Source organism: Streptomyces sp. NPDC014623, from assembly GCF_043088245.1.
In the GTDB taxonomy this organism is placed as follows: Bacteria; Actinomycetota; Actinomycetes; order Streptomycetales; family Streptomycetaceae; genus Streptomyces.
In genome coordinates, this window is the sequence record NZ_JBIBZU010000009.1 from 94183 (window position 1) to 117678 (window position 23496).

20 protein-coding genes are annotated in these 23496 nt (G+C 70.8%); 5 read left to right on the forward strand and 15 right to left on the reverse strand.

Annotation, left to right across the window (positions count from 1 at the left end; translation table 11 throughout):
- Positions 1 to 20 precede the first annotated feature (20 nt).
- On the forward strand, positions 21 to 740 hold the full coding sequence (locus ACF1FZ_RS16625; protein WP_391774102.1) for an ABC transporter permease: 720 nt from the start codon (positions 21 to 23) through the stop codon (positions 738 to 740).
- Positions 741 to 1026: 286 nt separating this feature from the next.
- Positions 1027 to 1719 (forward strand): hypothetical protein, encoded by a 693-nt coding sequence (locus tag ACF1FZ_RS16630; protein WP_391774103.1) that lies wholly within the window; start codon positions 1027 to 1029, stop codon positions 1717 to 1719.
- A gap of 307 nt (positions 1720 to 2026) precedes the next feature.
- Here the strand turns inward: ACF1FZ_RS16630 and ACF1FZ_RS16635 are convergent, their stop codons facing one another.
- The 9 genes from ACF1FZ_RS16635 to ACF1FZ_RS16675 form a co-directional block, all read right to left on the reverse strand.
- Positions 2027 to 2842 carry an HAD family hydrolase gene (locus ACF1FZ_RS16635; protein ID WP_391774104.1) on the reverse strand — a complete coding sequence of 272 codons (816 nt, stop codon included), beginning with the start codon at positions 2840 to 2842 and terminating at the stop codon, positions 2027 to 2029.
- Positions 2839 to 4116 carry a serine--tRNA ligase gene (serS, locus tag ACF1FZ_RS16640; protein WP_391774105.1) on the reverse strand — a complete coding sequence of 426 codons (1278 nt, stop codon included), beginning with the start codon at positions 4114 to 4116 and terminating at the stop codon, positions 2839 to 2841. The genes ACF1FZ_RS16635 and serS overlap by 4 nt, the downstream gene beginning before the upstream one ends.
- A 591-nt stretch (positions 4117 to 4707) precedes the next feature.
- Complete coding sequence (gene pheA, locus ACF1FZ_RS16645; protein WP_391774106.1) at positions 4708 to 5643, reverse strand: prephenate dehydratase; 936 nt, start codon at positions 5641 to 5643, stop codon at positions 4708 to 4710.
- Positions 5644 to 5742: 99 nt separating this feature from the next.
- Entirely contained in the window at positions 5743 to 7056 is a 1314-nt protein-coding gene (gene efeB, locus ACF1FZ_RS16650) for an iron uptake transporter deferrochelatase/peroxidase subunit (protein ID WP_391774107.1), read from the reverse strand.
- A 5-nt stretch (positions 7057 to 7061) separates the two neighbouring features.
- On the reverse strand, positions 7062 to 9050 hold the full coding sequence (locus tag ACF1FZ_RS16655) for a copper resistance protein CopC (protein WP_391774108.1): 1989 nt from the start codon (positions 9048 to 9050) through the stop codon (positions 7062 to 7064).
- Positions 9051 to 9064: 14 nt separating this feature from the next.
- On the reverse strand, positions 9065 to 9511 hold the full coding sequence (locus ACF1FZ_RS16660; RefSeq protein WP_391774109.1) for a copper chaperone PCu(A)C: 447 nt from the start codon (positions 9509 to 9511) through the stop codon (positions 9065 to 9067).
- Positions 9508 to 10164, reverse strand: a complete 657-nt coding sequence (locus tag ACF1FZ_RS16665) for an SCO family protein (RefSeq protein WP_391774110.1) — start codon at positions 10162 to 10164, stop codon at positions 9508 to 9510. The genes ACF1FZ_RS16660 and ACF1FZ_RS16665 overlap by 4 nt, the downstream gene beginning before the upstream one ends.
- A 46-nt stretch (positions 10165 to 10210) precedes the next feature.
- Positions 10211 to 10939, reverse strand: a complete 729-nt coding sequence (locus ACF1FZ_RS16670) for a YcnI family protein (protein ID WP_391774111.1) — start codon at positions 10937 to 10939, stop codon at positions 10211 to 10213.
- 102 nt (positions 10940 to 11041) lie between these two features.
- Positions 11042 to 11848, reverse strand: a complete 807-nt coding sequence (locus ACF1FZ_RS16675; RefSeq protein ID WP_391774112.1) for a hypothetical protein — start codon at positions 11846 to 11848, stop codon at positions 11042 to 11044.
- A gap of 280 nt (positions 11849 to 12128) precedes the next feature.
- On the opposite strand from ACF1FZ_RS16675, the gene ACF1FZ_RS16680 reads away from it, so the two are divergent.
- The gene (locus ACF1FZ_RS16680; RefSeq protein WP_391774113.1) at positions 12129 to 12716 is read left to right on the forward strand and encodes an ATP-binding protein; all 588 of its coding nucleotides are present in this window, start codon (positions 12129 to 12131) and stop codon (positions 12714 to 12716) included.
- A gap of 48 nt (positions 12717 to 12764) precedes the next feature.
- Here the strand turns inward: ACF1FZ_RS16680 and ACF1FZ_RS16685 are convergent, their stop codons facing one another.
- Together ACF1FZ_RS16685 and ACF1FZ_RS16690 are read right to left on the reverse strand one after the other, a co-directional pair.
- Positions 12765 to 14228, reverse strand: a complete 1464-nt coding sequence (locus ACF1FZ_RS16685) for an aminopeptidase P family protein (protein WP_391774114.1) — start codon at positions 14226 to 14228, stop codon at positions 12765 to 12767.
- A gap of 105 nt (positions 14229 to 14333) precedes the next feature.
- Positions 14334 to 15758 carry a PP2C family protein-serine/threonine phosphatase gene (locus ACF1FZ_RS16690; protein WP_391774115.1) on the reverse strand — a complete coding sequence of 475 codons (1425 nt, stop codon included), beginning with the start codon at positions 15756 to 15758 and terminating at the stop codon, positions 14334 to 14336.
- A gap of 597 nt (positions 15759 to 16355) precedes the next feature.
- On the opposite strand from ACF1FZ_RS16690, the gene ACF1FZ_RS16695 reads away from it, so the two are divergent.
- Positions 16356 to 17039, forward strand: coding sequence for a bifunctional DNA primase/polymerase (locus ACF1FZ_RS16695; protein ID WP_391774116.1), 684 nt, complete (start codon positions 16356 to 16358; stop codon positions 17037 to 17039).
- 464 nt (positions 17040 to 17503) lie between these two features.
- Here the strand turns inward: ACF1FZ_RS16695 and ACF1FZ_RS16700 are convergent, their stop codons facing one another.
- From ACF1FZ_RS16700 to ACF1FZ_RS16710, 3 genes are all read right to left on the reverse strand, one after another.
- Entirely contained in the window at positions 17504 to 18469 is a 966-nt protein-coding gene (locus tag ACF1FZ_RS16700) for a DUF5926 family protein (RefSeq protein WP_391774117.1), read from the reverse strand.
- 137 nt (positions 18470 to 18606) lie between these two features.
- Positions 18607 to 19221 (reverse strand): ATP-binding protein, encoded by a 615-nt coding sequence (locus ACF1FZ_RS16705; protein ID WP_391774118.1) that lies wholly within the window; start codon positions 19219 to 19221, stop codon positions 18607 to 18609.
- Between the two features lie 140 nt (positions 19222 to 19361).
- Positions 19362 to 20189, reverse strand: coding sequence for a glycerophosphodiester phosphodiesterase (locus ACF1FZ_RS16710; protein ID WP_391774119.1), 828 nt, complete (start codon positions 20187 to 20189; stop codon positions 19362 to 19364).
- Positions 20190 to 20387: 198 nt separating this feature from the next.
- Here ACF1FZ_RS16710 and ACF1FZ_RS16715 point away from each other — a divergent pair, with 198 nt between their 5' ends.
- A complete protein-coding gene (locus ACF1FZ_RS16715; RefSeq protein ID WP_391774120.1) occupies positions 20388 to 21881 on the forward strand; it encodes a S1C family serine protease in 1494 nt (497 codons plus the stop codon).
- A 134-nt stretch (positions 21882 to 22015) separates the two neighbouring features.
- Here the strand turns inward: ACF1FZ_RS16715 and ACF1FZ_RS16720 are convergent, their stop codons facing one another.
- Positions 22016 to 23269, reverse strand: a complete 1254-nt coding sequence (locus tag ACF1FZ_RS16720) for a hypothetical protein (RefSeq protein ID WP_391774121.1) — start codon at positions 23267 to 23269, stop codon at positions 22016 to 22018.
- Between the last annotated feature and the right edge of the window lie 227 nt (positions 23270 to 23496).

Consider the following 23496-nt stretch of genomic DNA (forward strand, 5'->3'; position numbering starts at 1 on the left):
GAAAGGAGCTGTGAAGCGTCATGTACGACCCCACAGTCGCCCGGCTCACCTACCGGGCCCTGCTCGGCCGGCGCCGGGCCGCCATCCTGTTCGTCCTGCCGGTCCTCCTGGTGGCCATCGCCGTGGCGGTACGGGCGTTCGCCGGAGCCGATGACGGCGTGGCCTCCGGGGTGCTGGGCGGTTTCGCCATCGCCACGATGGTCCCGCTCATCGGCGTCATCGCGGGCACCGGCGCCATCGGGCCGGAGATCGACGACGGCTCGATCGTCTATCTGCTGGCCAAGCCGGTGAAGCGGCCCACGATCATCTTCACCAAGCTGATCGTCGCCGTCGCGGTGACGATGCTGTTCTCGGCGCTGCCCACACTGGTCGCGGGGCTGATCCTCAACGGGAACGGTGGACAGATCGCCGTGGCCTACACGATCGCGGCGCTGGTCGCCTCGATCGCGTACAGCGCGCTGTTCCTGCTGCTCGGCACGGTCAGCCGGCATGCGGTCGTCTTCGGCCTCGTGTACGCGCTGGTGTGGGAGGCGCTGTTCGGCAGCCTGGTGCCGGGTGCCAGGACCCTCAGCGTGCAGCAGTGGTCCCTCTCGGTGGCCGAGAAGGTCGCCGGGGACGGGCTGGTCACCTCGGACGTCGGCCTGCCGCTCGCGACCGTCCTGCTGGTTGGCGTGACGGTCGCGGCCACGTGGTACGCGGGCCAGAAGCTGCGGGCACTGAAGCTCGCCGGCGAGGAGTGAGACCGGCTGTCGCACATCCCTGCAACCCCCGCCCACCGGGCGGGGGTTGTCGTACGTGCGGGGCGGCCGGGTCGCGTGACTGTACGGTTGCCGGCTCGTTGTACAGGGTGCGTGGAGGCAACTGGAATCCGTGGCGTCGAGCTTTCGTGAATGCGGGGAATGCCGGCAGCGGTGAGGCAGCGCCCACCCGGCCGGTCATCGAGTGAGTGGCCGTGAGCGGCCTCCGCCCTCGCAGCCCGGGGACAGGGCTGTCCTGGCCGTTCCCACGCACGAGAGGCACACACCCATGCCCACGGAAGTCGCCCTGCTCGAATCCCCAGCCCTCCGGGGCGAGCAGATGGGGCGCGTCGAAGTCCTCGACAAGGTCAAGAGCCTTGTCATGCTCCCGGATGGAATTCACCTTCGCACAGAGGAAGTGGCTCGCTACTTCGAAGTATCCACAGAGGCCGTCAAGAAGCTGACCCAACGCCATCGTGCCGAGGTGGAGGAGAACGGTCTCAGGGTGCTGCGCGGCGCTGAGCTGCGCATCTTCCATAGGGACATCGTGTCCCTATGGGGCGCCGAGGCGGCGGAAAGTTATCCACAGGCGACCACGCAGCTCACGCTGTACACCCGCAGGACCGTGCTCGACGTCGCCATGCTTCTTCGCGACAGCGACATCGCGCGCAGTGTCCGGACCCATCTGCTCGACGCGGAGGAGGACCTCAGGGCCTCCTACGTCTCGCTCGACCGGCGCGTCACCCGTATCGAGGGCTGCCTCGCCGGCGTGGGAAGCGCACTCCAGGAGCTCGGCCCCGTGCTCGGCCGGAGGTCGCAGCGGCTCGACTCCCTGGATCGGAAGCTCGATGTCACGCATCAGGTCGTCGGTGCCGTCAGCATCCGGCTCACCGACGTATCGCACGACGTCATCCGGCTCGATGCCCGCATGGACGACCTCGCGCACCGGCTGAGGGATCTGGGCCGCCGCAGGAGCGGCTGACGTACGTCCGGGGGCCACCGGAGAACGGGTGGCCCCTGGACTCCGGTCTCCGGCACAGTGAGGGGGACGGCGCGGGGGAGGTGCCGGTCATGGGACCGGGAGAGGAGCGCGGCGATGAACAGGAGTCCGAGTCCGTCGTGTTCCCGACAGGGCGGTCCGCAGCCGGCGCCGCGGTAGCACCATCAGCTGCCCGCGGTCGCCCGCGGCAGGACCCCCGGGTGGCCGCTGCGCGCGCGTTCGATCCGCGCATCCTCCGCCGGAGCTCGAAGACGGGGCTCGAAGACGGGAGCCCGAAGAACAGCCCCGCCTACGCGCGCATGGGCGTCCGGAGCAGCTCCTCCAGCACCACCGCGATGCCGTCGTGCTCGTTCGAAGCGGTGATCTCGTGCGCCACCGCCTTCAGCTCGTCGTGTGCGTTGGCCATGGCGACGCCGTGCTGAGCCCAGCCGAACATGGGGATGTCGTTCGGCATGTCACCGAACGCCAGCGTGTCTGTCGCCTTGAGTCCCAGACGGCGAGCGGCGAGGGAGAGGCCGGTCGCCTTGCTCAGTCCCAGGGGCAGGATCTCCACGACACCGGGGCCCGCCATGACCACGTTCACCAGACTGCCGACGGCCTGCCGGGCGGCCTCCGTCAGTGCGTCGTCGTCGAGTTCGGGGTGCTGTATGTAGACCTTGTTCAGGGGAGCGGTCCACATCTCGGCGGGGTCGCCCATGTGGACAGCGGGAAGCGGTCCCTCCTGCACCCGGTAACCGGGCCCGATCAGCACCTCGCCCTCGAGTCCGTCACGGCTCGCCGCCAGGGCCAGCGGACCGACCTCCGCCTCGATCTTGGACAGCGCGAGGCCCGCGAGCTGCCGGTCCAGGGTGAGGGAGGTCAGCAGCTTGTGCTCGCCCGCGTGGTAGACCTGCGCGCCCTGACCGCACACCGCGAGGCCCTTGTAGCCCAGGTCGTCCAGGATGTGCCGGGTCCACGGCACCGCACGTCCGGTGACGACGATGTGCGCGGCACCGGCCGCGGTGGCCGCGGCCAGCGCCTCCCGGGTGCGGCCGGAGACCGTGTGGTCGTCGCGGAGCAGGGTGCCGTCGAGATCGGTCGCGACGAGCTTGTAGGGGAACGTCACTTGGAGACCGGCTCCAGAAGCTCGCGCCCGCCCAGATACGGACGGAGAACCTCGGGCACACGCACCGAGCCGTCGGGCAGCTGATGGTTCTCCAGGATCGCCACGATCGTGCGCGGTACGGCGCAGAGCGTGCCGTTCAGCGTGGCCAGCGGCTGGACCTTCTTCCCGTCACGCATCCGGACGGAGAGCCGGCGCGCCTGGAAGCCGTCGCAGTTCGACGCGGAGGTCAGCTCGCGGTACTTGCCCTGGGTCGGGATCCACGCCTCGCAGTCGAACTTCCGCGAGGCCGACGCCCCCAGGTCACCGGTGGCCACATCGATCACCTGGAACGGCAGCTCTAGGCCGGTGAGCCACTGCTTCTCCCAGTCCAGCAGCCTGCGGTGCTCGGCCTCGGCATCCGCCGGGTCGACGTACGAGAACATCTCGACCTTGTCGAACTGGTGGACGCGGAAGATGCCCCGGGTGTCCTTGCCGTACGTGCCGGCCTCACGGCGGAAGCACGGCGAGTAGCCGGCGTACCGCAGCGGCAGCTTGTCGGCGTCGATGATCTCGTCCATGTGGTACGCCGCGAGGGGGACCTCCGACGTGCCGACCAGGTAGTAGTCGTCCTTCTCCAGGTGGTACACGTTCTCCGCGGCCTGGCCGAGGAAGCCCGTACCCTCCATGGCGCGCGGGCGGACCAGCGCGGGGGTCAGCATGGGGACGAAGCCGGCTTCGGTGGCCTGCGTGATCGCCGCGTTGACCAGGGCCAGCTCGAGCAGCGCGCCGATGCCGGTCAGGTAGTAGAAGCGCGATCCGGACACCTTGGCGCCGCGCTCCATGTCGATGGCGCCCAGCGCCTCGCCGAGCTCCAGGTGGTCCTTGGGCTCGAAGCCCTCCGCGCCGAAGTCACGGATCGTGCCGTGAGTCTCGAGGACGACGAAGTCCTCCTCGCCGCCGACCGGTACGTCCTCGTGGACGATGTTGCCGAGCAGCAGGAGCAGCCGCTTGGCCTCGGCGTCGGCTTCGTCCTGCGCGGCGTCGGCCGCTTTGACCTCGGCCTTCAGGTGATCGGCCTTCTTGAGGAGCTCGGCGCGCTCCTCGGGGGTGGCCTTGGGGATCAGCTTCCCGAGCGACTTCTGCTCGGAGCGGAGTTCGTCGAAGCGGACGCCGGACGACCTGCGCAGCTCGTCGGCGGAGAGCAGGGCGTCGACGAGTGCGACGTCCTCTCCACGGGCGCGCTGGGAGGCGCGAACACGGTCGGGGTCCTCACGGAGCAGGCGAAGGTCAATCACCCCTCAAGGCTACCGGTGCGGGGATCCACCACTCGAACCGATATCGACGAGTGCAGCGTTTTGTCGTGATTGCCGGAATTCATAATCCTGGAGGAATCGCGGACCGACGGGTGGATCAGGACGTCAACGAAAAAGTCTCATTGCCTCGAAAAGGGAGCAAGTGCGTCTTCGGCTTGACGCATCGCCGGTGCGCGTGAGGGGAGTTGAAGGCGTCGGCGGGACGCGTTGTCCACAGGTTGCTGTCGATCCGATTAGTTATCCACAGGCTGTGAGGAAGAACTGTGGATGCCGGAAAAGATCGCTCCGAAAGCGGCACGGCGGGGCAGGAATCCGTAGTCCACACCTGGCTCATGCACTCATTCGGGTGGGTATTCCCTGTTCCGGTGAGTTGAGCGACGGAATCGGCGTGGCGCGAGGGGTGTGGGTACCCGTGGAGAATCCGGGACGGCGGAGGTGTTTTGTCGGAGATGTCGATTTTTGGTGCCGACTTGTCCCCAGGTCGAGGTGTCGTCCTGTGGATAACTTTGTGTGTGGAGTGAAAATCTGCAGATAGGGCCGACAGGGAACGTGGACAGGCCTTCCCGCAGCTCTTCAGACCCGGCCGTCCTGGCTGCGGGCCAGCCAGTCGGACGCCTCGGTGAAGTCCGTGTCCGATGTCCCGGTCCGCAGGGGGCTCACCTCATCAGGCGTGACCCCCGCGCGCGGATACGACCCCAGGAAGCGCACCTTCGGGCAGATCCGCTTCAGTCCCATCAGCGCTTCGCCGACGCGGCGGTCCGAGATGTGTCCCTCCGCGTCCACGGCGAAGCAGTAGTTCCCGATGCCCTCCCCGGTGGGACGGGACTGGATCAGCATCAGGTTGACCCCGCGGACGGCGAACTCCTGGAGCAGTTCGAGAAGGGCGCCCGGGCGGTCGTCGCCGAGCCAGATGACCACGGAGGTCTTGTCGGCCCCCGTCGGTGCGGACGGCCGGGCCGGGCGTCCCACCAGCACGAAACGGGTCTGAGCGTTCTCCGCGTCGTGGATCTCCGTCACCAGCGGTTCCAGCCCGTAGGTCGCCGCGGCGAACTCACCGGCGAAAGCGGCGTCGTAGCGGCCTTCCTGGACCAGTCGTGCTCCGTCGGCGTTGGAGGCTGCCGACTCCCACACCGCGTTGGGCAGGTGGGCCGCCAGCCAGTTGCGCACCTGGGGCTGGGCGGCGGGGTGGGCGGTGACGGTCTTGATGTCCGACAGCTTCGTCCCGGGACGCACCAGCAGCGCGAAGGTGATGGAGAGCAGCACTTCCCGGTAGATCATCAGCGGAGCGCCCGATGTCAGCTCGTCGAGCGTCGCGCTGATCCCGCCCTCGACGGAGTTCTCGATGGGGACGAGCGCTGCCGCGGCCTCCCCGCCGCGCACGGCGTCCAGCGCGGCCGGCACCGAGACCATCGGGACGAGTTCACGGGTCGCGGCTTCGGGGAGGGTGCGGAGGGCGACCTCGGTGAAGGTGCCTTCGGGGCCGAGGTAGGCGTAGCGCGTGGCTGACATACGGTCACCTTAATGGGCCGACGGCCGGGGCATGCGCTTCTCGCCCGCCGAGGACGGGGCCCGTGCCCCGCGCTCGCTGCGGGGCGGCCCCGAGGCGGTTCATGCCTCCAGCAGACGCTGCCCCACGTACTCCCCGGACGCGGCACCTCCGGGTACGGCGAACAGACCGCTCGCCTCGTGCCGGATGAACGGGGAAAGCGCGTCCCCACGGTCGAGTTTGCGCTGCACCGGAATGAAGCCCTTGAACGGATCGGCCTGCCAGCAGATGAAGAGCAGTCCGGCGTCCGGGGTCCCGTCCTCCGAGATGCCGTCGTGGTACGAGAACGGGCGGCGCAGCATCGCGGCGCCGCCGTTCTGTTCGGGGGCGGAGATCCGGGCGTGCGCGTTGCCGGGGATCAACAGTTTGCCGTCGGGCCCCGCCTTGTCCAGATCCAGGGCGGTGTCCTCCGCGCCACCGCTGAGCGGGGCGCCGTCCGCCTTGCGCCGGCCGATGACCTGTTCCTGGCGTTCGACCGTGAGGGCCTCCCAGTCGTCCAGGAGCATCCTGATCCGGCGGACCACGGCGTACGAGCCGCCTGCCATCCAGGCGTACGCCGATGAGCCGCCGGCCGGTACGAAGATCCGCTCCCCGAAGTCGCTCTCGGTGGGTTCCGGGTTGTTGGTGCCGTCCACCTGGCCCATCAGATTGCGCGTGGTCATCGGCCGGTCCGTGGCACCGGGGGAGCGGTTGAAGCCGTTCATCTGCCATCGCACCCGGGCGGCCTGACCGGCCTCCTTCTGGAGGGCACGCAGCGCGTGGAAGGCGACGAGTGCGTCGTCGGCGCCGATCTGGACCCAGAGGTCACCCTCGGACCGCTTGGCGTCGAGGCGGTCGGAGGAGAAGGCCGGCAGCGGATCCAGTGCGGCAGGCCGGTGGTCCGTCAGGCCGGTGCGGGTGAAGAAGGTCCGTCCGAATCCGAAGGTGACGGTCAGGGAGGAGGGCCCGGCATCCAGGGCCACCCCGGTGTCGTGCCCCCGGCCGGTGTCCGCGGGCTCACCGGCCATCAGCCGTTCCGCCATGGCCGACCAGCGGCGCATCAGGGCGGCTGCTTCCTTGCGTCCCGCGCCGGGGGCGAGGTCGAAGGCGACCAGATGCCCGCGGGCCTGAAGCGGAGTGGTGATCCCCGCTTGGTGTTTCCCGTGAAACATCGCCTCGGCCGAGCCGACCGAGGTCAGCGGTACCGGTGCCTCCCCACGCATCACGGCATGACCGCCCGCGCCGCCCGCCGCGCCCAGGACGATGCCTGCCGCCCCGGCCGCGCCTGCGCTGCCGATCAGTTTCCTCCGGGAGACGCCGACCGTGCCGGCCGGGCCGGAGGCGCCGCGGCGTACAGCGGCGTCGCTCTCCCTGGGGTCGTCCTTCTTCGTGCCCATCCTGCTCAGCCGATCTTCACGTTCTTGTCGATGGTTGTCTGGTCGATGTCCGACGTACGCACCGTCACGGCGACCTTCCAGTCGCCCGCCATCGGGATCTGCACGCCGCTCGCGGTCCAGTGCCCCACGGCGAGGCGGTCAGGGACGACCGGCAGCGGGCCGATGTCTTTGGACTCCAGGGTGAAGGCGAGCTTCACCTCGGGGACATCGAGCGGGCGTTCGTCAGGTCCGTCGATCCAGAGGTGCAGACTGTTCGAGCCGGTTCCGCCGGGCGAGATGTCCAGTCGCATCGTTCCCTTGCCGTTCTGCCCGCCGGTGTCGAAGGGCAGACTCAGGTTGACCGGTCCGCCGGTCGCGGGCGCGGCCGCCGCCGTGGTGTTCCCACGGGCGGCCTCCTCCTCGGTGCGGCCGGGCTCGGTGGCCGTCAGGATCGTCGTGACGACGAGGAGCACCACGGCGATGCCCGTCTCCACCATCACGGAACGTCGTAGTCCGGAGCGCTCCGGATCTGCGTCGCGGGTGCGCTTCTCCTTCGTCGCCGTCAGAGCGGCACGCTGCCTGGCGAGCTGGGCGGCACGCTCCGGCGCCACCTCCTCGTCGGTCCGGTCCGCCTCAGGCGGAGCCGGTTGCGCCGACCCGGCCGGCGGAGCCGACAGCCCCGGTTCCACCGGAACGGGAGGCTGTGCCGGCTCCGGGACAGCCGGACCGGTGCCGGCGGTGGCACCGGCGCGCTCGGTCAGCCGACCCGTCCACCGCCGGGATATCCAGGCGACGCCGATGAGCAGGGCGACGAGAGCCACTTTGACGAGCAGCAGCTGCCCGTACCGGGTGCCTGTCAGCGCCGACCACGAACCGACCTGCCGCCAGGACTGGTAGAGCCCGGTTCCGGCGAGGACGACCACACTGCCGAACGCCAGACGGGAGAACCGCCGTACCGCGCCGCTCGTGAGGTCCGGCACCCGGTACAGGGCGACCAGCAGCGCGGCGAGTCCGCCCAGCCAGCCGGCCACGGCGAGCAGGTGGAGCATGTCGACCGGCATGGCGATGCCCGGCTGGAGGCCCGTCGAGGCGTGCTCGGCCAGGGCCCACGTACCGGTGATCCCCGTGGCGATGACCGCTCCGCCCGTCGCGAGCCCGAAGGTGAGGTCCTGCTTCTCCTTCTCGTCCTCACGTTTGGCGTACGCCCCGAACAGGACGGCGATGAACAGCGCGGAGGCGCCGAGGAGCAGCAGCCTGGACACCAGGGCCGCCCCCGGCCTGGTGTCGAGCACGGTCTGGAGGCCGCCGAGGTCGAAGGCGTCCGCGAGCTTGCCGGAGCCGGTGTACGGGTGGCGCAGGAGCAGCATGACCAGGGTGGCCGCGGTGAGGGTGACCCAGCCGCGTACGACGAGCCGCTGCAGCGGCCGCGCGCCCGCCCCGCGCTGCCAGCAGGCGAGCACGAAGGCCGATCCGCCCGCGAGCAGGATGAATCCGGCGTACGCGGCGTAGCGTGCGATGCCGTAGAGGGCGCCCACGAGCCCACCGCCGGCTCCACCCGAGGGCAGGTCGACGGTGGTTTCCGAGGGAGCGCCGACGGAGAAGGTGAAGGCGCCCGAGACCGGATGGCTGTCCGCGGAGACGGCCTGCCAGGCCACGGTGTACGTGCCGTCGGGCAGCCCGCTGTGGAGCTGGACGCCGTACCGTACGGCGCCGCCGCTCGTCAGATCGCGGGGAGCGCCGGTGTCGGCCCGCTCCCCGGCCGGGTCGAGGACCCGGATCGAGTCGTCACCCACGGCGATCTGCTCGGAGAAGCTGAGTGTGACTTCCTCGGGGGCGGTGGCGACCACCGCCCCGTCCTGCGGATCGCTCCCCGTGAGAGCGGCGTGCGCGGACGCGGGGTTCGCGCCGGCCAGCACCAGACCGAACAGCAGGCTGATCAGCGTGGTGAGGAGCGCGACCGCGGCGAGCGGCCGCCGTGCGGGGGAGGGCCCGAAGCGCGGGGCGGTGGCTGTCATGGGACGTCAGTACCTCACTGCTTCTTCGGGTTGTAGGTGGTCTCCTTCACGGGAATGTCGACCTTGATGGGGTCGGCCTTCTCGAAGTGCAGTTCCACGGAGACCGTCTCTCCCCGTTTGGGCTGCTGCTTCAGGTCCGTGAACATGATGTGGTTGCCGCCGCGTTCGAGGTCGAGCTCGCCACCGGCGGGCACCTCGAACGACGTGACCATCCGCATCGTCCTGTCCTTCGTCTCGTGGATGGAGACGTCGTCCGAGAGGGAGCTGGTCACCGAGGTGAGCCGGTCGGTGACGTCGCCGTTGTTCCTCACGAGGAGGAAACCGGCCGCCATGTCGCTGACGGGCTGGGGCATGAAGGCCCCGGTCACCTCCAGCTGCGGCACGCCGTCCGGGGAACACGCCGTCAGCGCCAGCCCGGTGGTGAGGGCGAGGGCGCCGGCGACGGCTGTGCGGCGGTTCACGGGGTCTCCCCCCTGATGAGCTCCGGGAGGTCCTCGGTGTAGTCCTCGGCCGTGGTGTCCTCGCTGTAGAGCACGTACCCCTTGTCGGTCTTCGGGGAGAACGCGATGACCTGGGCGCCGTGCATGGAGACGACCGTGCCGTCCTTCTCCTTCTTCGGCGGGTCGATGCCGATGCCGATCTGCCGGGCTCCCGCCTGGATGGCCGGGAAGTCACCCGTGAGGCCGGTGAAGCCGGGGTCCTGCGCCTTGAGCCAGCTGCCCAGCGACGCCGGGGTGTCCCGTTCGGGGTCCGTCGTGACGAAGACGACCTGGAGCTTGTCCCGGTCGGCCTCGGGCAGTGCCCGCTTGGCGATGGCGATGTTGCTCATGGTCAGCGGGCACACGTCGGGGCAGTTGGTGTAGCCGAAGTAGATGAGGGTCGGCTTTCCCTTGGTCCGCTCGCGCAGGTCGTACTTCTTGCCGTGCGTGTCGGTGAGGACGAGGTCGGGCTTGGTGAACGGCTGGTCGAGCACGGTCGCGGGCTCGGACCCTGTCCCGGAGGAGACCTCGGCGACGGAGTCGTCCGCCGGGTCCCCGCCGCTGCCGCAGGCCGACAGGGTCAGCGCGGCCACGGCGGCGAACGCCGTGGCCAGCACTGTCTTCTTGCTGTGCATGGAGCGATTCCTGATCTGTGAATTACGGGTGGTGGAGCCGGTGGGATCAGGCGCTGCGGCGACGGCCGGCGAGGACGCCGAACGCGACCCCTGCGACACCGACGACGATGCCGACGACGCCCAGGACACGGGCGGTGCTGTCGGTGCTCGACGACGCGTCCTCCGAGGACGCCGTCGTCTCCTGGGCGTCCTCCGCCTCGCCGCTGCTGTCATCCGAGGCGGCACCGTGGGTGTCGGCCGCCGGGGCGGTCAGCGCGAGGACGGGAGCGGGGCTCTCGGGTTCTTCGCCGCCCTCGGCGGGCTCCTCGATCCAGCGGACGACTTCCTTGTTGCTGTAGGTCTGGAGCGCCTTGAAGACGAGCTGGTCGGCGTCCTCGGGCAGCTGTCCGACCGAGAGCGGGAACTGCTGGAAGAAGCCGGGCGCGATGCCACTGCCGTCCGCGGTCCAGGTCACCTTGGAGACCGCTTCGTTGATCTTCTTGCCGTGCACCTCGAGCGGCTGGGCCAGCTTGCTCTTGGTGACGTCGGTCTTCCAGCCGGCCACCGGCTGCGGGCTGACGGACGCCAGCGGGTGGTCGGCCGGGAAACTGATCTCGAGCTTGACGGTGGAGGCGTTGTCACGCTCGTTGGGGACCTTGAAGTTGACGGTGGCGTAACCGCCCTTGGCGGCTTCGCCCTGCGGCTGCACGCTGACGTGCGCGGAGGCGGTACCCGCCAGCAGCAGGACGCTGGACGCGGCGACGCCGCCGGCGAGGGCGATACGGGAAACGTTCATGGCAGGGATCACTCCAGGACACGAGGACGAGGTGGTCCGGCGCGCGGGGGCGCGACGGCATCACGGCCGCCTCCTCCCCGGAATCCCGGCGGAGGGGCCGCGTCAGGCTGCGCGTACGTATACGGGCGGCGGTCCGCGCCTGATCACCATGTGCTGGAGGACGTCCCCGGTGGCGGACACGGGCTCGTCGGCATCGCTGCCGACCGTGCGCGGTCCGTTCGCGGGCTGTCCCGGGAGACCCGCACGCAGCGCGCGTACGAGTGCCATCGCCGCCCGCAGCGCACGCAGCCTGGCCCCGGCCGCGAGCTGCCGGCCACCCTGCGCCGAGAGCCTGGCCAGCCGGAAGAGCGCGATCTCACCGCGGCGCAGCAGCCAGCCGGTGGCGAGCGCGGCGAGCAGGTGCCCCAGGAACATGGGCAGGCTGGGCAGGCCGGACATCACCGTGGCCAGGGCCGCCGGGTCGGCCGCGCCGGGCGCCACAGGGGTGTGCCCCTGGGCCACGGCCGCCGGGTCCAGGCCGGCCGTGGTCACGATGCGGTGGGCCTCGCCGGCACTCAGCTGCGCGGGTCCGGCACCGCACACCAGCCCGGCGGCGAAGCGGATCAGCGAGTCGTCCCCGGGCCCCGCCGCGGCGGCCGGAGCGTGACGCCCGAGCCCGAAGAGGACGTGCAGGGCGAGCTGCCCCGCCGCGAGGGCGGCGGTGATCGAGAGAAGGGTCCGTTCACGTCCGGCGAGAGCCGCGGCGACGGCGAACACTCCGGCGAAGCCGGCCGCCAGACTCCACCCGGACACGCTCGCACCCGCGGCGAAACCATGTCCGGCGGCGGCGAGCACGACACAGACCGCGGTGAACACCGCGGTCCTCAAAAGCCGCATACCGGCTCCGGCGCGTGCGACAGGCATAGACATGGCGGGGTCATCATCCCACTGGGCCCCCGGTCTCCGTACGGCAGGTCCGGAAGGTCGGCATCCGTCCCCATCAGGGGGTGATGCAGGGGGTTGCACCTGTTCGTGGGTGCCCGGGACCGGTTCACGGCCGCTCCCGGGCCGTCCTCCGGGCCTGACATACACCGGTGTACGGAATATCCGCATCCGCCGAATGAGCGCCGTCACGACGCATTCGTGCTTACGACGTGGTCATCGCGGCAATACGTAACGGTATGTCGAGCCGCAGCCAGGAGGCTGGAGCATGAGCATGTGGTGGTCACTCCATTTGCGGCGCGAAGCTGCGAGCGTTCCGCTCGCCCGTCGTTTCCTCCTCGGCACCATGGAGACCGCGGGGGTGGATCCGGACGTCTCCTACGACCTCTCGGTCGCACTCAGCGAGGCCTGTGCGAACGCCGTGGAACACGGCGGCGACCGCCCGGACGCGGGCAGGGCCGAAGACGCGGACTCCGCTCACGCCGGTGACGGACGGTCCGGGCACGCCTGTGGGCAGTACCGGGTCACCGCCTATCTGGACGGCGAGAAGTGCCGTATCGAAGTCACCGACTCGGGGCCCGGCTTCCCCTCCCGGCGCCCGTTTCGCGCCGGCGCGCAGCCACCCGCCGGGATGCCGCCGGATCCGGTGCCGTCCGCCGCTGACCCGGCGGGCGGGTCTTCGTGCGCGTGTACGGCGGTTCACCCTCCGGAAATGGCGGAGAGCGGCCGGGGGCTCTGCCTGATCGAGAAGCTCGCCGATCACGTCCACTTCGGCAACGGTCCGGGACGCGGTGCGGTGGTGAGCTTCGACAAGGTCCTGAAATGGCGGGAGGGCGCGCTGCTCATGGTCTCCTGAGCAGCGCGCCCTCCCGTGCACGGGGCGCGGCCCTCGGCGTCGCCCGTGTCAGCCCTTGAGCCGGGCCATCCATTCCTCGACCTCGTCGGCCCGGCGCGGCAGCGCGGCGGAGAGGTTCCGGTTGCCGTCCTCGGTCACGAGGATGTCGTCCTCGATCCGGACCCCGATGCCCCGGTACTCCTCGGGCACGGTCAGGTCGTCGGCCTGGAAGTACAGTCCGGGCTCGACCGTGAGGCAGACCCCCGGCTCCAGGGTTCCGTCGACATACGACTCCGTGCGCGCGACGGCGCAGTCGTGGACGTCCATGCCGAGCATGTGGCCGGTGCCGTGCAGCGTCCAGCGGCGCTGCAGGCCCAGCTCCAGGACCTTCTCCACGGACAGGTCGCCCAGGAGGCCCCACTCGACCAGCTTCTCGGTGAGGACCCGCTGAGCGGCATCGTGGAAGTCACGGAAGGCGGCGCCGGGCCTCACGGCGGCGATGCCCGCCTCCTGGGCCTCGTACACCGCGTCGTAGATCTTCCGCTGCAGCGGCGAGAACGTGCCGTTGACGGGCAGCGTCCGGGTCACGTCGGCGGTGTACAGCTCGTTGGTCTCCACACCCGCGTCGAGCAGGAGGAGTTCGCCGGAGCGGACCGCGCCGTCGTTACGGACCCAGTGCAGGGTGGTGGCGTGCGGGCCGGCCGCGCAGATCGAGCCGTAACCGATGTCGTTGCCTTCGACGCGGGCGCGCAGGAAGAAGGTGCCCTCGATGTAGCGCTCGCTCGTGGCCTCGGCCTTGTCGAGGACCTTCACGACGTCCTCGAAGCCGCGCGCCGTGGCGTCACAGGCCTTCTGCAGCTCGGCGATCTCGAAGGCGTCCTTGACCAGACGGGCCTCGGAGAGGAAGACGCGCAGTTCTTCGTCGCGCTCCGCGGTGACCTTGTCGGTGAGGGCGGCTTCGATGCCCGCGTCGTGTCCGCGGACGTTGCGCACCGGGCCGGCGGCCCCGGCCAGCGCGGCCGGGAGCTCGCGGACGTCCTTCGCCGGGATGCCGAGCAGCTGCTCGGCCTCGGTGAGGGAGTTGCGGCGGCCGACCCAGAGCTCGCCCTGGCCGTCGAGCCAGAACTCGCCGTTCTCACGGTCGGAGCGGGGCAGCAGGTAGACCGTCGCCTCGTGTCCGCCGTCGGCCGGCTCGAGCACCAGGACGCCGTCCTGGGTCAGGTCGCCGGTGAGGTACGCGTACTCGGTGGAGGCACGGAAGGCGTACTCGGTGTCATTGGAACGGGTCTTCAGGTTGCCCGCGGGAATGACGAGCCGCTCGCCCGGGAAGCGCGCGGAGAGCGCGGCACGGCGGGCGGCGGTGTACGAGGCCTGGGCGATCGGCTCCAGGCCGTGCAGCTCGGTGTCGGCCCAGCCCGACTTCATGTTCTCGGCGAGCTCATCGGAAATGCCCGGGTACAGGCCGTTCTTCCGCTGCTTGATCGGCTCTGCTTCCGCTGTTTCCGGGATCTCCGGGGCGAGCTCCTCAGACACGTTTTGTCCTCCTTGTACGACACTGGACCCCATCCATCGTACGGGCGTACGGAAGGGGCCCGGTGGCGGAAGACCTCTTCCGGCTCCGGACCGCTGCGGGCGTCCTCAGTCGAAGCGGGCGGCCAGCAGCGCGATGTCCCCGGCGCGGTCGCTCCGGTCCGCGCCGTCGGGCAGCACGGCTCGCAGAACATGGTCCGCGACGGCACCGGGATCCTGCCGCAACGCCTTCGGGACACCGGCCGCCGCCGAGTGCAGCCGCGCGAACGCCTGGTCCGTGGTGGCTCCGGTGCGGTGCAGCAGGCCGTCGGTGTAGAACAGCACCGTCTCGCCGGCCCGGGGCGTGAATTCCACGCTCGGGGCCTCCCAGCAGGGGAGCATGCCCAGCGGCGCGGAGAGAGTCGTCTCGACGAACTCGGTGCGCCGCTCCCCCGTCACCAGCGGCGGAGCGTGCCCTGCGCCGGCGAGCACGATCGTGCGCCTGCCGGGTTCGCAGTATGCGTAGAGGGCCGTCGCCGAGCGGGCCGGTTCGGTCAGCCGCAGCAGCAGTTCGAGATCGGACAGCACGGCGACGGGGTCCTCGCCCTCCATCACGGCGTAGGCACGCAGACCGGCGCGGAGCCGGCCCATGGCGGCCAGGGCGGACGGCCCGGAGCCGCCGGCCGAGCCGACGGACAGGCCGAGCGCGTCGCCCGGGAGGGGGAGCGCGTCGTACCAGTCGCCACCGCCCTCGGGCGCGGCCCGGTGGCGGGCGGCGAGCCGCACGCCGGGGATCCGGGGCAGTCTGCCGGGGAGGAGTTCCTCGGCGAAGGCGGCGGCGTGCGCCCTGACGCGTTCCAGTTCGAGCAGGCGGGCCAGGTGCTCGGCGGCGAAGCGGGCGTACACCTCGACGAGATGGCACTGGCGTTCCAGCGGTTCGGCCGGTTCGTCGTACAGCCAGACGGCCGCGCCGAGCCTCCCGGCGGCTTCGGTGGCGAGGGGCTGGGCGTAACTGGCGGCGTATCCGAGCCGGACGGCGACCTCACGGCAGCGGGGATCGAGGCCGGCGTCGCCGAGGATGTCGGGGCTTGCCAGGGGCGCGTCGCTGTCCGGGAGACCGTCGAGGAAACGGCCGTAGGCGGTGGCACTGCGGGGCAGCGTCTCGATGTGGCCCAGTTCGGCGTGTTCCAGGCCGAGCCCGATCGTGCGGGACGGCCCGCCGCCGTCGGCGGGTTCGAGGACGAGGAGCCCCCGGCCGGCCCCCACCAGGGCCGCCCCGGCAGCCAGGAGCTCGGGAAGAGCGCTGTCCAGGGTGCTGGTCGTGGTCAGCCGTTCGGTGAGTTCGTGCAGCGTGGTGAGGTCGGAGACCCAGCCGGCCAGCCGGTCCTGGAGGAAGGCTCCCGGCGCGGAAGGCGCACCTTCCGTGGGCGAGGCAGTGTGCGTCGAAACAGGAACCATGGAGTCGATTCCAGCCACTTTCGGAAGGCGGGGGGAGCTCATGGCATTCGGCTTCCCGATCGGTGCGTTCTGTCGAATAGCATCGCGAACCCTCATGTCGTTCTGCGCCGCTATCGGGGCAACCACATGTACACGCACCCAGATGTACACGCACAAGTAAGGTGATGTCCAGCATTGTCCTTCCGGTTCTTACGGTGTCCGTGGGACGGTTAACCTGGCTGAAAAATGCACCCCTGGGCGACTTTTTGCGATCGACTGGGTGCGCTCGACAGGGGCACCCTCGGGGTGAAATGCCGGAGGGAGCGTCATCCAGGGCATGCTGGGTACGTAATCGTGGATGGCCAGGGGTGGTGTGAGAGCCCCGGAACCCGACAGCGAGCCCGGGCGTCCTCACTGGTGACGGCCGCCCGCCGACCCCGAGCAGCGGGGTTGCACAAGGGGCGGCACGCGCGACGCGCACGCCGGCCGCGCGATGTTTCGACCTGACTCGGCTCGGTTCAACTCGGTTCGACTCGACTCAGCTCCATTCTGTTCGGTTCCACTCTGCTCGGCTCGGCTCACGCTCGGCACCGGCTGCTCGGTCGTTCCGCAGACCCGATGAGTGAGCACGCACGGCGAAGAGACGCACACGTGGTGTAACGAGCACGTGGTGCGATGTGGACCTCGGCGTTCAACGGAAAGGAACGAGCGCTCATGCGCGAGATCCTCGGAAGGCGACGCAGGCACCGGCCACGGCGCAAGGGAAGTTCCGCCCAGCTCGACGCGGCGCTGATCTGTGCCACCGTCCGGAAGTGGCCCGTGCTCCCCGGAGCAGGGCTGGCGACAGGAGCCGTACGCGGCGAACGCGGCCGCGGCTGCGCCTGTCCCGATCCCGAGTGCGCCGTACCGGGCGCACACCCCTTCGACCCCGGGCTCCTCGCGGCGACCACCGACGCACGCATGGTGCGCTGGTGGTGGACCAACCGGCCCACCGCACCGGTCGTCCTGGCCACCGGCGGCCAGGCGCCCTGTGCGCTGAGCCTGCCGGCCGTCGCCGGCGCCCGGGCGCTGGCCGCACTCGAGGGCATGGGGCTGCGGCTCGGCCCCGTGGTGGCGACCCCCACCAGGTGGTCGCTGCTGGTCGCCCCGTACACCCTGGAACGGCTCGGTGAACTGCTGCACGCCCAGGACCGGGTGCCCAGTTCCCTGCGGTTCCACGGGGAGGGCGGCTATCTCCTCCTGCCTCCCTCCGAGGTGGGTGCGGGGCAGGTGCGCTGGGAGCGCGCGCCGGAGGCGGGGGACGCGGCGCCGTGGCTCCCGGATGTGGAGTCGGTCCTGGACGCGCTCGTCGAGGCGAGCAACAGCGCTCCGGGCGACGGCAGCCGGCTCGCGTACTGAGCGGTCGGCGGCGCGCCGACGCGTGGGGTGTGGGCGGCTCACTCGTTCAGGGTGCGGGCCGCCCGCCCCGGCGGGGACGCCGGATTTCTGTCCGAAAGCGAATGCCCGAAGGCCGACGGCCGGTACCGCTGCGCGCCGGCACGGGGCCGGCCTCGTACGGGTGGCTGCCGGAGCGCGGACCTGTGGCGGGGCGGATGTGCCCGGGCGGGAGACGGACGCGGGCCGGACTTTCGCCGCAGGCCGCCGACGCGCTGAGCCTCCGGGGGCGCACCCCGGGCGTCCGGGCCCGGAAACGAGAAGGTCCGGCCGCTGGCGACGGGGGATGCACCAGCGACCGGACTTCCAGAACCGTAACAAGAGATCTGCTGTGAGCAAATTCGATCTCGCCTATTCGGACAGTGATTTACCGACGAGTACGCGAATCGTGACCGGAGTGCCCGCCCCGTCCCGGACTGTCGTCACTGTCAGCTGAGCGTGACCTGGCGGTTGGTGAGCCCGCCACGTGCCCGGCGTTCCTCGCCCGTCAGCGGAGCGTTCGAGGCGAGGGCATCGACGAGCCGCTCCGCGAACTGTGCAGCGGGCTTCTCGCATTCCTCGGCCCCCGTCGCGCTCGGCAGGTCCCAGACCGGGACCATCAGTCCGTGGGCCCGGAACGAGCCCACCAGGCGGGTCCCTTCGCCGAGCGAGGAGGCGCCCGCCGCGTGCAGCCGGGCGAGGGCGTCGAGGAGCTGCTCCTCGGGGTGCGGCATGACCCAGCGCAGATGGTTCTTCTCCGGCGTCTCGCACCAGTAGGCCGCGTCCACGCCGGAGAGCCGGACGGTGGGGATGGCCGCGGCGTTGGCCCGCTCCAGGGAGGCGGACACCTCGGCCGTGGCGTTCTCCGCGTCCGGGACCCAGAATTCGAATCCGGTATGCACGACCGGCTCGAACGGGGCGTCCGGGTCGAGGACGTCCTGCAGCCGCGGGCCGTCGGCGGGCACCCGGCGGGCGGTGACCGGCGAGCCGGGTTCGGCCTCCAGCGCACGCCGCAGCGTGTCGGCGAGGTCGCGGCTGAGGTCGCCGGACGAGGTGTCGTTCTGCAGGGCGAGGAGGACGGAGCCGTCGTCGCGGCGCAGCGCCGGCCACGCCATCGGCAGTACGGTCGCGAGCGTCACGGAGGGCACGCCCTCGGGCAGCCCGCCCTTCAGCGTCAGCCCGACGGTGGCGGCGGGGACCAGCTCGCGCAGGGCGATCCAGTCGCACTCACCGGAGATTCCCTCGAAGGGACGCTGGACCAGCTCGGTCACGGCGTGGGCGGCGGCGCGTCCGTGACACGCCTTGTAGCGGCGGCCCGAACCGCACGGGCAGGGTTCACGTGCCCCTACGACCGGGATTTCACCGTCCTTGAGCTGCGGCTTCCCGGCCTTGGACTGAGGGCGCTTCTTGGCCATGGTGGGCGTTCTCCCGATTGCGACAGTGCGGTCTCGGGCGCGAGCCTAGCCGTCCCTCGCACGGCCGGGGCGCACCTGCCGTGACACCTTCGCGGCCCACTGCGCCGTGCCGCCCCGGCCCGGCTCGTCGTGCGCTCTCAGCCCGCGTCGTCGAAGGCGTCGAGGGCGTCGGCGAGCTCCAGCCCTTCGAGCGGGCCGAATCCACTGATCCCGTTGAAACTGTTCGATCCGTCCAGGGCGTTCAGCCCGGTCCGTTCGCGGCGTGCGGGCCTCGTGCCGCCGGGGGGCGCTGCGCTGAAGCCCGTGTTCCCGTGGTCCGCGGGGACCAGGGCCCAGACGGTGACCTCACCGACGGTGTCGTCCCGCACGCCCCACTCCTGGGCGAGGGCGCTGATGATGTTGAGTCCGCGCCCGCCGCGCGCGGTGACCGACGGGGTGGCCGGGGCCGGCCTGGTCGGCCCGCCGCCGTCCGTGACCTCGACGGTCAGGTCACCCCTCGTGTCCACGCGCCATGCGGCGCGGATGTCGCCGTCGCCCACCTCTGAGTGCTTCCCCAGCGGCCTGCCGTGCCGGCAGGCGTTGCTGAGCAGTTCGGAAAGGATCAGTACAGCGTCGTCGACCACGGTGTCCGAGACCCCGTTGCTGCGCAGTTGCTCGCGCATACGGCGTCGCGCCTGCCCCACGCCCGCAGGGCCATGGGGTACGGCCATGCTCGACGACGTGGGCACTTCCTGTGCCACCACAAACGCCACCCCCGAGACCTCCTTCGCCCCACGCCACGGATTGGATGCCCTCCTGGACTGCGCCGGAAACCGGCCAAAGCCCTGCCGGTGATGCACTCGTAACGATCGGTTGCGCAGTGAATGCGCCGGTGCACCCCTGGTGACCGAGGTCAGGAGCGGCCAAGTTGTGACAGGACCTGCCTCGGGCGGTTCGTGATGATCGCTTCCACTCCGAGGCGCGCGCAGAGTTCGACGTCCTCCGGTTCGTTCACGGTCCAGACGTGCACCTGGTGCCCCGCCCGGTGCAACCGCTCGACGTAACCGGGGTGACTGCGCACGATCCGCATCCCCGGGCCGGCGATCCGGGCCCCGGCGGGGAGCCGCCCGTCACGCAGCCGCGGTGAGACGAACTGCATCAGGAAGACGGTGGGCAGGGTGGGGGCGGCGGCCCGGATGCGGTACAGGGACCGGGCCGAGAAACTCATGACGCGTACCGGGGAAGGGCCGCCCGCCGGAGGGGCGTCCAGGCCGAACCGCTTGAGCAGGTGGAGCAGTCGCTCCTCGACCTGGCCGGCCCAGCGCGTGGGGTGTTTGGTCTCGATGGCCAGCTGGAGCGGCCGGCCCGCCGCCCGGACCTCGTGGGTGAGTTCGAGGAGCCGCTCCAGGGTGAGTACGGACGTGAGCTCACCCGGCACCGGGTCCCAGTCCGGGGACTCCTCGTGGTCCTTCCAGGACCCGAAGTCGAGGGCGGTGAGATCGGCCAGCTCCAGGGCGGAGACGGCGCCCCGGCCGTTCGACGTGCGGTTCACCCTGCGGTCGTGCACACAGACGAGCTGACCGTCGGCGGTGAGACGCACATCGCACTCCAGGGCGTCCGCCCCGTCCTCGATGGCCTTCCGGTACGCGGCCAGGGTGTGCTCGGGGGCGTCGTCCGAGGCCCCGCGGTGGGCGACGACCTGGATGGGAGACTGCCGTGAGGGTAGGCGTGCGTGGGTCACCGCGACATCGTGTCACCGAGACGCGTCGGGTGTGGACACCTTGTTTGCGTAGGACCTTTTTGCCTGATGTAAAGATTGGCGTGCGGATGCACAGGTCCTGCTTACAGTGGCCTGACGTGCTGTGGGAAAAGCTGACTGCAGACACGTGCACAGCGGATCTCTTGCCGAATGCCGAGTGGAACCGAGGAGTAAAGAGCTGTGAGCACCGAGAACGAGGGCAACGAGGGCAACACGGTTCCGTCCGTACCGTCCGTTCCGCCCGCACCTCCCGTGCCGGCTGCTGCTCCTGAGAGCACCCCGCAGGGAGGTCACTCCGCGCCGGAGGTCCCGCCCGCCGCTCCCGCGGACGCACCGACGGCCCCCATTCCGGCCGCCACGCACCACCAGGGGGCAGAGCCGTCCGCCGCCGGGCACGAGCCGCCCCCCTACGCGCCGCCGTCGCCGCAGCAGTCCACGGCAGGCTCGGCCGCCTGGCCTCCGCCCCCGCCCGCCGTCCCCTCGTACGCGGACGGAGGCAGCCCCCCGGCCTGGGGAGCCCCGGCACCCTCGGAGTCCGGGTCCCCGCGCAAACGCCGGGCGAGCGGTCTGGTCGCCGCCGTGGCGGTGGCCGCCCTGGTCGCGGGAGGCTTCGGCGGTGCCCTCGGTTACTGGGCCGCCGACAGCAACGGACTCGGTTCCTCCTCCGGGTCCACCACGGTCGCCGCCTCCAACAGCCCGAAGGACTTCAAGCGCGACCCGGGCACGGTCGCGGGCGTCGCGGCGGGCGCGCTGCCCAGTGTGGTCACCATCGACGCGCAGTCCGGCGACGGCGAGGGCGGCACGGGCACCGGCTTCGTGTACGACAGGGAAGGCCACATCCTCACGAACAACCATGTGGTGGCTTCCGCGGCGGACAGCGGTCAGCTGTCCGCGACGTTCTCCGACGGCAAGAAGTACGACGCCGAGGTCGTCGGCCGGGCCCAGGGCTACGACGTGGCGGTGCTGAAGCTGAAGAGCCCCCCGAAGGGCCTGACCCCGCTGCCCCTGGGTGACTCGGACAAGGTCGCGGTGGGCGATTCCACCATCGCGATCGGCGCGCCGTTCGGTCTCTCCAACACGGTCACCACGGGCATCATCAGCGCGAAGGACCGTCCGGTCGCCTCCGGCGACGGTTCCAGTAACAAGAACTCGTACATGAGCGCCCTGCAGACCGACGCCTCGATCAACCCGGGCAACTCGGGCGGACCGCTCCTGGACGCGGGTGGTGCGGTCATCGGCATCAACTCCGCCATCCAGTCCACCAGCGGTGGCGGCGTCGGGCAGTCCCAGGCCGGCTCCATCGGCCTCGGCTTCGCCATCCCGGTCAACCAGGCGAAGAACGTCGCCGAGCAGCTGATCAAGACGGGCCAGCCCGTCTACCCGGTGATCGGCGCGACGGTGACGATGGAGGAGAAGACCGGTGGCGCCGTCATCTCGGACGCGGGCACGGACGGCACCCCGGCTGTCACCCCGGGCGGCCCCGCGGCAAAGGCCGGGCTGAAGGCCGGCGACGTGATCACCAAGTTCAACGACACGGTGGTCGAGAGCGGTCCGACGCTGATCGGCGAGATCTGGACCTACAAACCGGGCGACAGGGTCACGCTCACCTACACGCGCGACGGCAAGACGTCCACGGCCGAACTGACCCTGGGTGAGCGCAAGGGAGACAGCTGACCGGCCGGGCGCGCCCCACGCATCGGACCGGCCCCGGGCACGGATCGCCGCGTCGATGCGGGCGGGCTGCCCGAGCGGCCTGAGGAACGGTCCCGGAGGCCTTCGTGACGGGACCCCTGGCCGGCCGTCCGGGCTCAGGAGCGCTCGCGAACGGCCGGGTTGTTCAGGCAGAGCGCGATGTTCCGCACCGCGGCGGTGAGTTCCTCGATCACCCGGGCCGCCTGCTCCGCGTTGTGGAAGACCGGGCGTTCCGTCAGGGCCAGGCCCAGTTCCTGGGCGGACCGGAGAGCCGGCTCGACGCTCTCGGCGGAGGGGGTGGCCGCCGCGGACGTCTCGGCCGCCGGCGGGAGCTTCGGCACCACCGGTTCTGCCGCCGGCGCGCCGGAGGCCGCGGATGCCGGCTGGTACGAGGATTCGGGTACGGCCGGTGCCGGTGCGCCGGACGCCGGTGCGCCGGCCCCCGGCGTCTCCCGGTGTCCGTCGGCCCAGGTGTGGGCGGCGCCGAAATCACCCGTCGTGGAGGTGCACTCCTCATCCGGCCACCCCGGCGCGGTCGGCACGGACTGCGCGGGACGGGAAGCCTGTTCGAGGTGGGCGGATGCGTCCCGCGCCTGCCGCGTCCGGGGGAGCACGAAGTGCTCGAAACCCGGGAACGCGGGAGCGGCGGAGGACGCGGGGGACGCGGAGGGGCCGGGATGGCGCGGGTGGTACTCGGTCTGCCACTGCATGCGGTAGCAGTCGACCTGGTCGGCGCAGGAGGTGCGGGCGTGGAAGACGGCCGTGTCCTTCCCCAGGTCCGGGTACCAGAGGTTGGGTCCGGGGAAGCGCACGGTCCGCACCCGCGGCTTGATCGGCTCGGCGCACCCCATGCAGCAGTTCTCCGGCACCATGAGCGGGATGCCGCCGTTCTGCTCCGGCGAACGGGGGCCGCCCTCCCAGCGGTACTCGCCGTGACGGCAGGGCGGTAGTTCGCCGCAGGCGCGGCAGACGGCGTAGTGCTCGGGGAGGACCCGCCAGTCGTGGCTGGCGGGCGCGCACCAGTGCTTCGACGCGGAGCGGGGCAGGTTCTCGTTACGCAGCACCAGTACCACCGGGCGCTTGTAGAACTCGGTCCGTTCCGGGGCCGGTTTGACCGCCTGGTTGTTGGCCCGCCGCAGTTCGTTGGCGTGCCACCACAGTTCCACGTGGTCGCGCCACGCCTTCTCGTAGGAGTCCGGCCACCGGTCGCTCGGATAGCAGTTGATCTCCAGGATCCGCCACGCCTGCCGGTCCAGTACCACGATGGAGCCGGCCCGCAGTCGCATGTGCGTCCCGTTGTCCCCCTCGTCCGGCCAGTCATGCCGGCCGATATGGGTGGGCTGGTCTGGGAGCCACTCGCACACCTGCATGACATGCTCCTCGGTAAGGGAACTTCCTAGTTTCAACTGGGGCATTAAGGAACATTCTGACAAACAGGACTTTTAGGTCGGTTCAGACACGCGCACGCTGTTGATCGAAGGTGACCGGAAACGCCTCCCGTGCCCTCGCTCCCTTTCGCGCACATCGCTGCTGCCAGGTCTTTCGGCCCCGGATCCGATATCGGGCCCGGTCTGCCGCCGACGCGTGGACGGCGGCT

What these genes read in the sequence shown, in the direction of transcription:
- ACF1FZ_RS16680 (WP_391774113.1), top strand. Translation starts at nt 12,129, where the DNA reads ATGAGCATGTGGTGGTCACTCCATTTGCGGCGCGAAGCTGCGAGCGTT.
- ACF1FZ_RS16630 (WP_391774103.1), top strand. Translation starts at nt 1,027, where the DNA reads ATGCCCACGGAAGTCGCCCTGCTCGAATCCCCAGCCCTCCGGGGCGAG.
- ACF1FZ_RS16695 (WP_391774116.1), top strand. Translation starts at nt 16,356, where the DNA reads ATGCGCGAGATCCTCGGAAGGCGACGCAGGCACCGGCCACGGCGCAAG.
- ACF1FZ_RS16700 (WP_391774117.1), bottom strand. Translation starts at nt 18,469, where the DNA reads ATGGCCAAGAAGCGCCCTCAGTCCAAGGCCGGGAAGCCGCAGCTCAAG.
- ACF1FZ_RS16720 (WP_391774121.1), bottom strand. Translation starts at nt 23,269, where the DNA reads ATGCAGGTGTGCGAGTGGCTCCCAGACCAGCCCACCCATATCGGCCGG.
- pheA (WP_391774106.1), bottom strand. Translation starts at nt 5,643, where the DNA reads ATGTCAGCCACGCGCTACGCCTACCTCGGCCCCGAAGGCACCTTCACC.
- ACF1FZ_RS16690 (WP_391774115.1), bottom strand. Translation starts at nt 15,758, where the DNA reads ATGAGGGTTCGCGATGCTATTCGACAGAACGCACCGATCGGGAAGCCG.
- ACF1FZ_RS16655 (WP_391774108.1), bottom strand. Translation starts at nt 9,050, where the DNA reads ATGACAGCCACCGCCCCGCGCTTCGGGCCCTCCCCCGCACGGCGGCCG.
- ACF1FZ_RS16675 (WP_391774112.1), bottom strand. Translation starts at nt 11,848, where the DNA reads ATGTCTATGCCTGTCGCACGCGCCGGAGCCGGTATGCGGCTTTTGAGG.
- ACF1FZ_RS16670 (WP_391774111.1), bottom strand. Translation starts at nt 10,939, where the DNA reads ATGAACGTTTCCCGTATCGCCCTCGCCGGCGGCGTCGCCGCGTCCAGC.
- ACF1FZ_RS16625 (WP_391774102.1), top strand. Translation starts at nt 21, where the DNA reads ATGTACGACCCCACAGTCGCCCGGCTCACCTACCGGGCCCTGCTCGGC.
- ACF1FZ_RS16665 (WP_391774110.1), bottom strand. Translation starts at nt 10,164, where the DNA reads ATGCACAGCAAGAAGACAGTGCTGGCCACGGCGTTCGCCGCCGTGGCC.
- efeB (WP_391774107.1), bottom strand. Translation starts at nt 7,056, where the DNA reads ATGGGCACGAAGAAGGACGACCCCAGGGAGAGCGACGCCGCTGTACGC.